Here is a 12,535-nt window from a genome sequence, read left to right as displayed (position 1 = left end):
GGCAAACGGTCCCCCCCACGAACGGCGAGGGCCGCCGCTCCCACCCGGGCGGGGGGAGCGGCGGCCCTTCGGGCGCGGTGCGGGCGCGTCAGAGGATGCGGACGGCGCCGGAGGGCCGGTCCCAGTCCAGGGAGCGCTCGACGACGCCGGTGCTGGGGTTCTGCGCGCCGACGTACATGCCGCCGCCGACGTACACGGCGACGTGGTACGAGCCGCTGCGGCTGCCCCAGTAGAGGATGTCGCCCGGCTGGAGGTCGCCCAGGGAGACGGAGGTGCCCATGCTCGACTGGGAGCCGGAGACGCGCGGCAGGTCGATGCCCGCCTGGCGGTAGGCGGCCTGGACGAGGCCGGAGCAGTCCCAGGCGTTGGGGCCGGTGGCGCCCATGACGTACGCGTCGCCGACCTGCGCGCGGGCGAAGGCGACGATGGCGGCGGCCGAACCGCTCGCCGGGGCGCTCACCGACGGGGTGTCGGCCTGCGAGCCGCCGCCGTCGTTGTCGTCGCCGTGGGACTGCGTGGACAGCGAGGTGCGCTCGGCGGCGTCGCGGGAGGCGCGCTCCCGGGCCTCGGCGCGGGCCTTCTCCTCGGCCTCCTTCGCCTTGCGCTCGGCCTCGGCCTTGCGCTCCGCCTCGGCCTTGGCCCGCTTGGCGTCCTTCGCGGCCTTGGTGGCCGCCGCGTCCTCCTGCGCCCGCAGGTCCTGGGCGAGGGCGTCCTGCTCGGTCGCCTCGGCGGAGGCGGCGACGGCGGTGGACAGCGCGCCCGAGAGGTCCATGTCGGTGAGCGCGGGCATTTCGAGGGTCTCGGTCACCGGCTCGGCCTGGGCCGGCGACGCGGCCACCGCGATGGTGCTGAGGACGCCGCCGGCGACTCCGGCACGCAGCGCGAGCTTCGAGGAGCTGCGGCGCGGCTTCCGGTGGCTGGGTATGTGAGCGGTGTGGGACATGAGGACAACCGCTATCAGGCCGGACCCTTGTCCTTCAAGGGGCGTGTGTTGCGCCACAGTTGCCCCGACGGGGCGCCGAATCCGGTTCCCAGGGTTCTTTACTGACGCCGTAACGGACATTTCGGGCCTCCGTGATCATGCCCGTGATCATGGGTTTTCCGCGAAACGCCCGAATTGCCCTTGACCTACCACCGGTTGATGCCGTTGGCCAATCCCTCTTTTCCGGCGGCCTGCGGCGAGTGGCGCAGGTCACGTCCGGGAGGTCGCCGCTCGCGGTCGGCACCCCCGTGTGGGCGGGGTGGCCGCCTGCGCCCCCGGGCCCCGCGCAAGTGAGGCAAGTTCCTTTATCACTTAACTTTCTCGCAGTCGAATTTGCCTGTAGTGGCCAGAATTTGATAGTGCAAGCCCGCTCCGACCAGCGGAAACCGATGGGGTTGTCACATATCGTGGCTAGTTCGTCACCCGTGGTGTGAAGATCGACGTTCATCCGGCTTGATGATCGTTCGACAGGTGGCGTAGATCACAAAGTCGTTGCCGTACCCCGTGTCGCAGATCACAGAACGACGGGCATAGGATGCGTTGCAGTCGGGCTTGTGAACTGCCTCACATAGAAGCGATCTTCCGGGGGGTCCCCAGACCCCCCGGAACCCCTCCGAGGCGGGGAGCGGACGCCCGTCGCGGTCCAACGGTCAAGGACGACTGGAAGGAGCGAGGAGCGTGAATGCGTACACGCCCATCCTCGTGCTCGGCGCCCTCGGGGCAGCGTTTGCGATCTTCTCCGTGGTGATGGCCACGCTCATCGGCCCGAGGAAGTACAACCGGGCGAAGCTCGAGGCGTACGAGTGCGGCATCGAGCCGACCCCGACGCCGGCCGGAGGCGGCCGCTTCCCGATCAAGTACTACCTGACGGCGATGCTCTTCATCGTCTTCGACATCGAGATCGTCTTCCTCTACCCCTGGGCCGTCACCTTCGACGCCCTGGGGCTTTTCGGGCTCGTGGAGATGCTCCTCTTCGTGCTCACGGTCTTCGTCGCCTACGCCTACGTGTGGCGGCGCGGCGGTCTGGAATGGGACTGAGGGGCTGAAGGGCACAGTCATGGGACTCGAAGAGAAGCTGCCGAGCGGATTCCTGCTGACGACGGTCGAGCAGGCCGTGGGATGGGTGCGCAAGTCGTCCCTCTTCCCCGCGACCTTCGGCCTCGCCTGCTGCGCCATCGAGATGATGACCACCGGCGCCGGGCGGTACGACCTGGCCCGGTTCGGGATGGAGGTCTTCCGCGGCTCCCCGCGCCAGGCCGACCTGATGATCGTGGCCGGCCGGGTCAGCCAGAAGATGGCCCCGGTCCTGCGCCAGGTCTACGACCAGATGCCCGACCCGAAGTGGGTGATCTCCATGGGCGTCTGCGCCTCCTCCGGAGGCATGTTCAACAACTACGCGATCGTGCAGGGCGTCGACCACGTCGTACCGGTCGACATCTACCTGCCCGGCTGCCCGCCCCGCCCCGAGATGCTGCTGGACGCGATCCTCAAGCTCCACGACAAGATCCGGACGTCCAAGCTCGGCGTCAACGCGCGCGAAGCGGCCCGCGAGGCGGAGGAGGCGGCGCTCAAGGCCCTCCCGACGATCGAGATGAAGGGGCTGCTCCGATGACCGACCAGCCGAGCGGGCCGAACCCCGACAGGGAGATCGGCGCGCAGAACCTCCCCGGCCGGCGCGGCGACCACGGCGAGGAGATCCGCGTCCAGCGCGGCATGTTCGGGGCCGCCGACGGCCAGGACACCTCCGGCTACGGCGGCCTCGTCCGCCCGATCCGCCTCCCCGGCCCGGCCACCCGGCCCTACGGCGGCTACTTCGACGAGGTCGCCGACGAACTGGAGGGCGCCCTGGAGGAGCAGGGGATCGTCCCGGAGAACGCCATCGAGAAGACGGTGGTCGACCGGGGCGAGCTGACCTTCCACATCGCGCGCGAGCACCTGGTCCGCGTCGCCCGCACCCTGCGCGACGACCCCGCCCTCCGCTTCGAGATGTGCCTCGGCGTCAGCGGCGTCCACTACCCGGGCGACAAGGGCCGCGAACTGCACGCGGTGTACCACCTGCGCTCGCTCACCCACGGGCGGCGCCTGCGCCTGGAGGTCGGCGTGCCCGACGGCGACCCGCACGTCCCGTCGCTCGTCTCCGTGTACCCGACCAACGACTGGCACGAACGCGAGACGTACGACTTCTTCGGGCTGGTCTTCGACGGCCACCCCGCCCTCACCCGGATCATGATGCCGGACGACTGGCAGGGCTTCCCCCAACGCAAGGACTACCCCCTCGGCGGCATCCCCGTCGAGTACAAGGGCGCCCGGATCCCGGCTCCGGACCAGCGGAGGTCGTACTCGTGACCAGTCCACACGCCCCCCTCTCCGACGCGGCCGAGCCCCGCGAGACGACCGAGGGCACCGTCTACACCGTCACCGGCGGCGACTGGGACGAGGTCGCCCGGTCCGCGGCCGCGGCCGACGACGAGCGGATCGTCGTCAACATGGGCCCCCAGCACCCCTCCACCCACGGCGTGCTGCGGCTCATCCTGGAGATCGACGGCGAGACCGTCACCGAGGCCCGCTGCGGCATCGGCTACCTCCACACCGGCATCGAGAAGAACCTCGAGTACCGGAACTGGACGCAGGGCACCACCTTCGTCACGCGCATGGACTACCTGACGCCGTTCTTCAACGAGACGGCGTACTGCCTCGGCGTGGAGAGGCTCCTCGGCATCGAGGACCAGATCCCCGACCGCGCCACCGTCATCCGGGTCCTGCTCATGGAGCTGAACCGGCTCTCCTCCCACCTGGTGTGCATCGCCACCGGCGGCATGGAGCTGGGCGCCACCACGATCATGATCTACGGGTTCCGGGACCGCGAGATGATCCTGGACCTCTACGAGCTGATCACCGGCCTGCGCATGAACCACGCGTACATCCGCCCCGGCGGCCTCGCCCAGGACCTGCCGCCCGGCGCCGTCGAGCAGATCCGCGAGTTCGTCAGGACCATGCGCAAGAACCTGCCGGAGTACGACAAGCTCGCCACCGGCAACCCCATCTTCAAGGCCCGCATGCAGGACATCGGCTACCTGGACCTCGCCGGCTGCACGGCCCTCGGCGTCACCGGGCCGATCCTGCGCTCCACCGGCCTCCCGCACGACCTGCGCCGCGCGGAGCCGTACTGCGGCTACGAGACGTACGACTTCGACGTGCCGACCGCCGACACCTGCGACGCCTACGGCCGGTTCCTGATCCGGCTGGAGGAGATGCGGCAGTCGCTGCGCATCGTCGAGCAGTGCCTCGACCGGCTCGCCCCCGGCCCGGTCATGGTCGCCGACAAGAAGATCGCCTGGCCCGCCCAGCTCGCCCTCGGACCGGACGGCCTCGGCAACTCCCTCGACCACATCAAGAAGATCATGGGCACCTCCATGGAGGCCCTGATCCACCACTTCAAGCTGGTCACCGAGGGCTTCCGGGTCCCCCCGGGGCAGGCGTACGCCGCCGTGGAGTCCCCCAAGGGCGAGCTCGGCGCGCACGTCGTCTCCGACGGCGGCACCCGCCCGTACCGGGTCCACTTCCGCGACCCGTCCTTCACCAACCTCCAGGCCGTGGCGGCGATGTGCGAAGGCGGCCAGGTCGCCGACGTCATCGTCGCCGTCGCGTCCATCGACCCCGTGATGGGAGGCGTCGACCGGTGACCGACGCGACCGCGACGAGTCTCGGCATGCCCGAGCTCCCCGCCCCCGACTACCCCGCCGACGTGCGCGCCCGGCTCGAAGCGGACGCCCGGGAGGTGATCGCCCGCTACCCCGACTCCCGCTCCGCGCTGCTGCCGCTGCTGCACCTCGTGCAGGCCGAGGAGGGCCACGTCACCCGCACCGGGATGCGCTTCTGCGCCGAGGTGCTGGGACTGACCACCGCCGAGGTCACCGCCGTCGCCACCTTCTACTCGATGTACCGGCGCCGGCCGGGCGGCGACTACCAGGTCGGCGTCTGCACCAACACGCTGTGCGCCGTCATGGGCGGCGACGCGATCTTCGAGGAGCTCCAGGCGCACCTCGGCGTCGGGAACCAGGAGACCACCGACGACGGCAAGGTCACCCTCGAACACATCGAGTGCAACGCGGCCTGCGACTTCGCGCCCGTCGTGATGGTCAACTGGGAGTTCTTCGACGACCAGACGCCCGAGAGCGCCAAGCGCCTCGTCGACGACCTGCGCGCCGGCCGGCCCGTCACCCCGACCCGCGGCGCGCCCCTGTGCACGTTCCGGGAGACCGCCCGCATCCTCGCCGGCTTCCCCGACCCGCGCCCCGGCGCGGTCGAGGCCGGCGGCGGCGCCGGACCGGCCTCCCTGGTCGGCCTGAAGCTCGCCAAGGGCGAGACCGCCCCGCCCCGCGTCGTCCACCCGCGCGGCGGGACGGCCGAGGAGGGCCGCCGCGGCCGGGGCCCCGCACCGGGAGCCGGCCACCCCAGTTCGCACGACGCACCGCAACAGACCTCCGCGTCCGACCCGGACCACCCGGCGGGCCCGGTCGGTGAGGAGGGGGAGGGATGACCGTGGCACCCGCCATCGGGGAGACCAGTCCGGAGAAGCTCCTCTCACCGGTCCTGTCGGCCTTCTGGGACGAACCCCGCTCCTGGACCCTGGACACCTACCGGCGCCACGACGGGTACGAGGGGCTGCGCAAGGCCCTCGCCATGGCCCCCGACGACGTCATCGCGTACGTCAAGGACTCCGGCCTGCGCGGCCGGGGCGGCGCGGGCTTCCCCACCGGGATGAAGTGGCAGTTCATCCCGCAGGGCGACGGCAAGCCGCACTACCTCGTCGTGAACGCGGACGAGTCGGAGCCCGGCACCTGCAAGGACATCCCCCTCCTCTTCGCCAACCCGCACTCCCTCATCGAGGGCATCGTGATCGCCTGCCACGCGATCAGGTCCTCGCACGCCTTCGTCTACCTGCGCGGCGAGGTCGTCCCCGTCCTGCGCCGCCTCCACGAGGCCGTCCGCGAGGCGTACGAGGCGGGCTACCTCGGCCGGGACGTCCTCGGCAGCGGGCTGGACGTGGACGTCACCGTGCACGCCGGTGCCGGCGCGTACATCTGCGGCGAGGAGACCGCCCTGCTCGACTCGCTGGAGGGCCGCCGCGGCCAGCCCCGGCTGCGCCCGCCCTTCCCCGCCGTCGCCGGCCTGTACGCCTGCCCCACCGTCGTCAACAACGTCGAGTCCATCGCGTCGGTCCCCGCCATCCTCCACCGGGGCAAGGAGTGGTTCCGGTCGATGGGCAGCGAGAAGTCCCCCGGCTTCACGCTGTACTCGCTGAGCGGGCACGTCGCCTCCCCCGGCCAGTACGAGGCCCCGCTCGGCATCACCCTGCGCCAGCTCCTCGACATGAGCGGCGGCATGCGGCCCGGCCACCGGCTCAAGTTCTGGACGCCGGGCGGCTCGTCCACGCCGATGTTCACCGACGAGCACCTCGACGTGCCCCTCGACTACGAGGGCGTCGGCGCCGCCGGGTCCATGCTCGGCACCAAGGCGCTCCAGTGCTTCGACGAGACGACCTGCGTCGTGCGGGCCGTGACCCGCTGGACCGAGTTCTACGCGCACGAGTCCTGCGGCAAGTGCACCCCCTGCCGCGAGGGCACGTACTGGCTGGTGCAGCTCATGCGCGACATCGAGGCCGGCCGGGGCAAGCCGTCCGACCTCGACAAGCTCGCCGACATCGCCGACAACATCAACGGCAAGTCGTTCTGCGCCCTCGGCGACGGCGCCGCCTCGCCGATCTTCTCCTCCCTGAAGTACTTCCGCGAGGAGTACGAGGAGCACATCAACGGCTCGGGCTGCCCCTTCGACCCGGCCCGGTCGACCGCCTGGGCGGACAACCACGTGGAGGTGACGGCATGACCGTCGTGGCATCGAACCCCGCCGGCGGCGGGGCGGCCCCGGTGCCCCCGGAGGACCTGGTCACCCTGACCATCGACGGCATCGAGGTGTCCGTCCCCAAGGGGACGCTGGTCATCCGGGCCGCCGAACAGGTCGGCATCGAGATCCCCCGGTTCTGCGACCACCCCCTCCTCGACCCGGCCGGCGCCTGCCGCCAGTGCATCGTCGAGGTCGAGGGGCAGCGCAAGCCCATGGCCTCCTGCACGATCACCTGCACCGACGGGATGGTGGTGAAGACCCACCTCACCTCGAAGGTCGCGGAGAAGGCCCAGGTCGGGGTGATGGAGCTGCTGCTCATCAACCACCCCCTGGACTGCCCCGTCTGCGACAAGGGCGGCGAGTGCCCGCTGCAGAACCAGGCGATGTCGCACGGGCAGGCCGACTCCCGCTTCGAGGGGCGCAAGCGCACCTACGCCAAGCCCGTCCCCCTCTCGACGCAGGTCCTCCTCGACCGCGAGCGGTGCGTGCTGTGCGCCCGCTGCACCCGCTTCTCCACCCAGATCGCGGGCGACCCGATGATCGAGCTGGTCGAGCGGGGCGCCCTCCAGCAGGTCGGCACCGGCGAGGGCGACCCGTTCGAGTCGTACTTCTCCGGCAACACCATCCAGATCTGCCCCGTCGGCGCGCTCACCTCCGCCGCGTACCGGTTCCGCTCCCGCCCCTTCGACCTGGTCTCCAGCCCCTCCGTGTGCGAGCACTGCGCCAGCGGCTGCGCCACCCGCACCGACCACCGGCGCGGCAAGGTCATGCGGCGGCTCGCCGCGAACGACCCGGAGGTCAACGAGGAGTGGCTGTGCGACAAGGGGCGCTTCGCGTTCCGGTACGCGCAGGCACGCGACCGCCTCACCACCCCCCTGGTGCGCGACGGCGACGGGGCGCTGCACCCCGCGTCCTGGCCCGAGGCGCTCCAGGCGGCGGCGCGCGGCCTGGCCCAGGGCCGCACCGGCGTCCTGGCCGGCGGGCGGCTCACCGTGGAGGACGCCTACGCGTACGCCAAGTTCGCGCGGGTGGTGCTCGGCACGAACGACGTCGACTTCCGGGCGCGTGCGCACAGCGCCGAGGAGGCCGACTTCCTGGCCGCCCGGGTCGCCGGCCGCGGCCGGGACCTCGACGGGCGGGGCGTCACCTACGGGTCGCTGGAGAAGGCGCCCGCCGTGCTCCTCGCCGGCCTGGAGGCCGAGGAGGAGGCGCCCGGCGTCTTCCTGCGGCTGCGCAAGGCGTGGCGCCGGCACGGGCAGCGCACGTACGCCGTCGCCCCGTACGCCACCCGCGGCCTGGAGAAGGCGGGCGGCACGCTGCTGGCCGCCGCGCCCGGCACGGAGACCGAGTGGCTGGACGCCCTCGCGGCCGGCACCGGCCTCGACGAGCCGGGCGCCGCGGCGGCGCGGGCCCTGCGCGAGGAGGGCGCCGTCCTCCTCGTCGGCGAGCGCCTCGCCGCCGTCCCGGGCGCGCTGACCGCCGCCGCCCGCGCCGCCACCGCCACCGGCGCCCGCCTCGCGTGGGNGTCGAGGCCGGGCCGGCGAGCCGGGCGCGGTCTGGGCGGGCGCCCTCCCGGCGCTGCTGCCCGGCGGGCGCCCCGCCACCGACCCGCGCGCCCGCGAGGAGGTCGCGGCGGCGTGGGGCGTACGGGACCTGCCGCACCGCCCCGGCCGCGACACCGGCCGGATGCTGGAGGCCGCCGCGACCGGCGAACTGGCCGCGCTGCTCGTCGGCGGCGTCGACGTGGCGGACCTGCCGGACCCGCACCGCGCCCGCGAGGCGCTGGACGCGGCGTTCGTCGTGTCGCTGGAACTGCGGCCCGGCGAGGTCACCGAACGGGCCGACGTGGTCCTCCCGGTCGCGGCGGTCGCCGAGAAGGCCGGCACCTTCCTCAACTGGGAGGGACGGGTCCGGATGTTCGAGGCGGCGCTGAAGCCCCAGCACGCGACGGGCGCGCTGCCGCCGGGCGACGCGCGCGTCCTGGACATGCTCGCGGACGCGGTGGCCGACGCCGGGGACGCCCCCGGGCACCACCGCCTCGGCCTGCCGGGCCTGCGGGCCGTGCGGCGCGAGATGGACCGGCTCGGCGCCTGGGACGGCGAACGCGCCGACGACCCCGCCGAGTCCCGGCTGCCGCTGCCCCGCGCCGGGGAGGGCGAGGCCGTCCTGGCCGGCCACCGGATGCTGCTCGACCTGGGCCTCCTCCAGGAGGGCGACGAGGCGCTCGCCGGCACCCGGCACGCCGCGCCCGCCCGCCTGTCGCCCGCGACGGCCGCGGAGACCGGCGTCGAGGACGGCGGCCTGCTCCGGGTGACCGGCCCGGCCGGGTCCGTGACGCTGCCGCTGCGGGTGACGCCGATGCCCGACCGGGTGGTGTGGCTGCCGCTCCGCTCGACGGGCGGCGGCGTCCTGTCCGACCTGGGCACCGCCCCCGGCCGCCTGGTCCGCATCGCCCCGGCGGCCCCCTCCTCACCGGACTCGACGCAGCCGTCGGAGGTGCGCGCATGAACCCGGCCCTCCTCGCGGCCGAGGACCTCTCGATGTTCGGCCGCGACCCCTGGTGGCTCGTGGTGGTCAAGGCGGTCTTCTGCTTCGCCTTCCTCATGCTCACCGTGCTGATCTCCATCGTGATGGAGCGCAAGGTCGTCGCGTGGATGCAGCTGCGCGTCGGCCCCAACCGGCACGGCCCCTGGGGCCTCCTGCAGTCCCTCGCGGACGGCGTCAAGCTGATGCTGAAGGAGGACGTCGTCGTCAAACGGGCGGACCGGGTCGTCTACGTCCTCGCCCCGATCGTCGCCGCCGCCCCCGCGTTCATGGCGATCGCGGTGATCCCCTTCGGCCCGGCGGGCAACGAGGTCTCGATCCTCGGCCACCGCACCACGATGCAGCTCACCGACCTGCCGATCGCGATGCTGTACATCCTCGCGGTCGCCTCCGTCGGCATCTACGGCATCGTCCTCGCCGGCTGGTCGTCCGGCTCGACGTACCCGCTGCTCGGCGGGCTCCGCGCGTGCGCGCAGATGATCTCGTACGAGATCGCGATGGGCGCGGCCTTCGCCTCGGTCTTCCTCTACTCCGGGTCCATGTCGACCTCGGCGATCGTGGAGGCGCAGGCGGACCGCTGGTTCGTGGTGCTGCTGCCGGTGTCGTTCCTGATCTACCTGGTGACGATGGTCGGCGAGACCAACCGGGCGCCGTTCGACATGCCGGAGTCCGAGGGCGACCTGGTCGGCGGCTTCAACACCGAGTACAGCTCCATCAAGTTCGCGATGTTCATGCTGGCCGAGTACATCAACATGGTCACCGTCTCGGTCGTCTCGGTCACGCTCTTCCTCGGCGGCTGGCGCGCCCCGTACCCGGTCTCGACGTTCTGGGAGGGCGCCAACCACGGCTGGTGGCCGATGCTCTGGTTCGTCGCCAAGGTCGTGGCCCTGCTGTTCCTCTTCGTCTGGCTGCGCGGCACGCTGCCCCGCGTCCGCTACGACCAGTTGATGAAGCTCGGCTGGAAGGTCCTCATCCCCGTCTCGGTCGTGTGGCTGATGCTCGTCGCCACCGTGCGCGCCCTGCGCAACGCGAACGTCGAGTTCCAGTCGATCGTGCTGTACGTCGCCGCCGCGGTGCTGGGCGTGCTGCTGGTGTCCTTCGTCGCCGACATGTTCCGCGACCGGAGGGCGAAGGCCGGCGAGGAGCCCGGGAAGGGCGCCGCGGCCGGCGAGTTCGATCCGATGGCCGGCGGGTTCCCGGTGCCGCCGCTGCCCGGGCAGACCCTGCCGCCGGTACCGAGGCGACGGCCGCGCGGCGAGCGCGAGCTCGTTGTCAGTGGCCCGGCGGATACTGCGAGTGACGGAAAGGAGACGGACGGTGCCCACTGAGTCGCCCCGGGGGGACACCCCGAGGACCCCCTTCCAGAACCCGGCGGCCGGCTTCGGCGTGACCTTCAAGGCCATGTTCAAGAAGCGGCTGACCGAGCAGTACCCGGAGCAGCCCAAGACGACGGCGCCCCGCTTCCACGGCAGGCACCAGCTCAACCGCCATCCGGACGGGCTGGAGAAGTGCGTCGGCTGCGAACTGTGCGCCTGGGCGTGCCCCGCCGACGCCATCTACGTGGAGGGCGCGGACAACACCGACGAGGAGCGGTACTCGCCCGGCGAACGGTACGGCCGCGTCTACCAGATCAACTACGCCCGCTGCATCCTGTGCGGGCTGTGCATCGAGGCGTGCCCGACGCGGGCGCTGACGATGACCAACGAGTTCGAACTCGCCGACGGCTCCCGCGAGAACCTCATCTACACCAAGGAGCAGCTCCTCGCGGGCCTGCGGGAGGGCATGGTCGACACGCCCCACGCCATCCACCCCGGGATGGACGAGCAGGACTACTACCGGGGCCTGGTCCACGAGGCGGCGCCGGGCACGGTCCGCCAGGTGGCGCGGAGCAGGGGCGAGCAGCCCCCGCAGGAGGCCGCCTCCGACTTCGGCGGGAACGAGCCCGCGTCCGAGGAGGTGGCCGGGGCATGACCGCGAACACGCTGGCCGCCGCGTACACCACCTCGACCGGTGAGGCCGTGCAGTTCTGGGTGCTCGGCACGGTCGCGGTGATCGGCGCGCTGTGCACCGTACTGATGCGCAAGGCCGTCCACAGCGCGCTGTGCCTGGCCGGGACGATGGTCGTGCTGGCCGTCTTCTACCTCGCCAACGGCGCGTACTTCCTGGGCGTGGTGCAGGTCGTCGTCTACACGGGCGCGATCATGATGCTCTTCCTCTTCGTGGTGATGCTCGTCGGCGTGACCGCCGCCGACTCCCTGAAGGAGACCATCAAGGGGCAGCGGTGGCTGGCCCTGCTGTGCGCGCTGGGCTTCGGCACCCTGATGACCGCCGGCATCGGCCGGGCCTCGCTGGACACCTTCGAGGGCCTGGGCGCGGCGAACGCCGGCGGGAACGTCGAGGGCCTGGCGACGCTGCTGTTCACCCGGTACGTCTTCGCCTTCGAGATCACGGGCGCGCTGCTCATCACGGCCACCGTCGGCGCGATGGTGCTGACGCACCGGGAGCGCACCGAGCGGGCCCGTACGCAGCGGGAGCTGTCGGAGCGGCGGGTCCGCGAGGGCACGCAGCTCCCGCCGCTGCCGGCACCCGGCGTGTACGCCCGGCACAACGCCGTGGACATCGCCGGCCTGCTGCCGGACGGCACCCCGTCCGAGCTGACCGTGAACCGCACGCTGCGGGCGCGCGGCCAGGTCCGCGACGTCTCGGCGCGGGCCCTGGAGGACCTGCGGGCGCTGGAGCAGCGCGCCGAGGAGCGGCTGGGCCGCCGGCGGGACGGAGAGGAGGCGGCCAAGTGAATCCCGTCAACTACCTGTATCTCGCCGCCCTGTTGTTCACCATCGGCGCGGCCGGGGTGCTCGTCAGGCGCAACGCGATCATCCTGTTCATGTGCGTGGAGCTGATGCTCAACGCCTGCAACCTGGCCCTGGTCGCGTTCTCCCGGATGCACGGCAACCTCGACGGCCAGGTCATCGCCTTCTTCACGATGGTCGTCGCCGCCGCGGAGGTCGTGGTCGGGCTGGCGATCATCGTGTCCCTGTTCCGGGCCCGCCACTCGGCCTCGGTCGACGACGCCAGCCTGATGAAGCTGTGAAGGGTCGCTGAATC

The 12,535-nt window shown here is 72.1% G+C and carries 11 protein-coding genes and 2 pseudogenes; 12 read left to right on the top strand and 1 reads right to left on the bottom strand.

Annotated features, from left to right (window positions below; genetic code table 11):
• Positions 1-88 precede the first annotated feature (88 nt).
• Entirely contained in the window at positions 89-943 is an 855-nt protein-coding gene (locus MW084_RS05570) for a C40 family peptidase (RefSeq protein WP_010470879.1), read from the bottom strand.
• 717 nt (positions 944-1,660) lie between these two features.
• Here MW084_RS05570 and MW084_RS05565 point away from each other — a divergent pair.
• The 12 genes and pseudogenes from MW084_RS05565 to nuoK all read left to right on the top strand — a co-directional run bounded on the left by MW084_RS05565 (position 1,661) and on the right by nuoK (position 12,521).
• Positions 1,661-2,020, top strand: coding sequence for an NADH-quinone oxidoreductase subunit A (locus MW084_RS05565; RefSeq protein ID WP_010470881.1), 360 nt, complete (start codon positions 1,661-1,663; stop codon positions 2,018-2,020).
• A 19-nt stretch (positions 2,021-2,039) separates the two neighbouring features.
• Positions 2,040-2,594, top strand: a complete 555-nt coding sequence (locus tag MW084_RS05560) for a NuoB/complex I 20 kDa subunit family protein (RefSeq protein ID WP_010470882.1) — start codon at positions 2,040-2,042, stop codon at positions 2,592-2,594.
• Positions 2,591-3,328 (top strand): NADH-quinone oxidoreductase subunit C, encoded by a 738-nt coding sequence (locus MW084_RS05555; protein WP_010470883.1) that lies wholly within the window; start codon positions 2,591-2,593, stop codon positions 3,326-3,328. The genes MW084_RS05560 and MW084_RS05555 overlap by 4 nt, the downstream gene beginning before the upstream one ends.
• Positions 3,325-4,665 (top strand): NADH-quinone oxidoreductase subunit D, encoded by a 1,341-nt coding sequence (locus MW084_RS05550; protein ID WP_010470884.1) that lies wholly within the window; start codon positions 3,325-3,327, stop codon positions 4,663-4,665. The genes MW084_RS05555 and MW084_RS05550 overlap by 4 nt, the downstream gene beginning before the upstream one ends.
• A 26-nt stretch (positions 4,666-4,691) precedes the next feature.
• Positions 4,692-5,522: an NADH-quinone oxidoreductase subunit NuoE gene (nuoE, locus tag MW084_RS05545; RefSeq protein WP_276552045.1), complete on the top strand. Its 831-nt coding sequence runs from the start codon at positions 4,692-4,694 to the stop codon at positions 5,520-5,522.
• On the top strand, positions 5,519-6,868 hold the full coding sequence (gene nuoF / locus MW084_RS05540; RefSeq protein WP_010470886.1) for an NADH-quinone oxidoreductase subunit NuoF: 1,350 nt from the start codon (positions 5,519-5,521) through the stop codon (positions 6,866-6,868). The genes nuoE and nuoF overlap by 4 nt, the downstream gene beginning before the upstream one ends.
• Positions 6,865-8,410, top strand: a pseudogene (locus tag MW084_RS05535) (NADH-quinone oxidoreductase subunit G); the annotation flags it as partial. The gene nuoF and the pseudogene MW084_RS05535, both read left to right, overlap by 4 nt.
• 1 nt (position 8,411) lies before the next feature.
• Positions 8,412-9,394, top strand: a pseudogene (locus tag MW084_RS05530) (molybdopterin-dependent oxidoreductase); the annotation flags it as partial.
• Entirely contained in the window at positions 9,391-10,758 is a 1,368-nt protein-coding gene (gene nuoH, locus MW084_RS05525) for an NADH-quinone oxidoreductase subunit NuoH (RefSeq protein WP_010470888.1), read from the top strand. The pseudogene MW084_RS05530 and the gene nuoH, both read left to right, overlap by 4 nt.
• Positions 10,748-11,401 (top strand): NADH-quinone oxidoreductase subunit NuoI, encoded by a 654-nt coding sequence (gene nuoI, locus MW084_RS05520; protein WP_010470889.1) that lies wholly within the window; start codon positions 10,748-10,750, stop codon positions 11,399-11,401. Before nuoH ends, nuoI begins: the two co-directional genes overlap by 11 nt.
• Positions 11,398-12,225: an NADH-quinone oxidoreductase subunit J gene (locus MW084_RS05515; protein ID WP_010470891.1), complete on the top strand. Its 828-nt coding sequence runs from the start codon at positions 11,398-11,400 to the stop codon at positions 12,223-12,225. The genes nuoI and MW084_RS05515 overlap by 4 nt, the downstream gene beginning before the upstream one ends.
• Complete coding sequence (nuoK, locus tag MW084_RS05510; protein WP_010470892.1) at positions 12,222-12,521, top strand: NADH-quinone oxidoreductase subunit NuoK; 300 nt, start codon at positions 12,222-12,224, stop codon at positions 12,519-12,521. Before MW084_RS05515 ends, nuoK begins: the two co-directional genes overlap by 4 nt.
• The last annotated feature ends 14 nt before the right edge of the window (positions 12,522-12,535 follow it).

It is taken from the genome of Streptomyces sudanensis (genome assembly GCF_023614315.1).
GTDB classification, from domain to species: Bacteria; Actinomycetota; Actinomycetes; order Streptomycetales; family Streptomycetaceae; genus Streptomyces; species Streptomyces sudanensis.
Note: the sequence above shows the minus strand (reverse complement) of the source record. Positions and strands in the feature narration are given on the sequence as shown.

Bases quoted from the DNA above. Each gene is read 5' to 3' on its own strand.
- MW084_RS05570 (WP_010470879.1), bottom strand. From the start codon at position 943: ATGTCCCACACCGCTCACATACCCAGCCACCGGAAGCCGCGCCGCAGC.
- MW084_RS05560 (WP_010470882.1), top strand. From the start codon at position 2,040: ATGGGACTCGAAGAGAAGCTGCCGAGCGGATTCCTGCTGACGACGGTC.
- MW084_RS05555 (WP_010470883.1), top strand. From the start codon at position 2,591: ATGACCGACCAGCCGAGCGGGCCGAACCCCGACAGGGAGATCGGCGCG.
- nuoE (WP_276552045.1), top strand. From the start codon at position 4,692: ATGCCCGAGCTCCCCGCCCCCGACTACCCCGCCGACGTGCGCGCCCGG.
- nuoF (WP_010470886.1), top strand. From the start codon at position 5,519: ATGACCGTGGCACCCGCCATCGGGGAGACCAGTCCGGAGAAGCTCCTC.
- nuoH (WP_010470888.1), top strand. From the start codon at position 9,391: ATGAACCCGGCCCTCCTCGCGGCCGAGGACCTCTCGATGTTCGGCCGC.
- MW084_RS05515 (WP_010470891.1), top strand. From the start codon at position 11,398: ATGACCGCGAACACGCTGGCCGCCGCGTACACCACCTCGACCGGTGAG.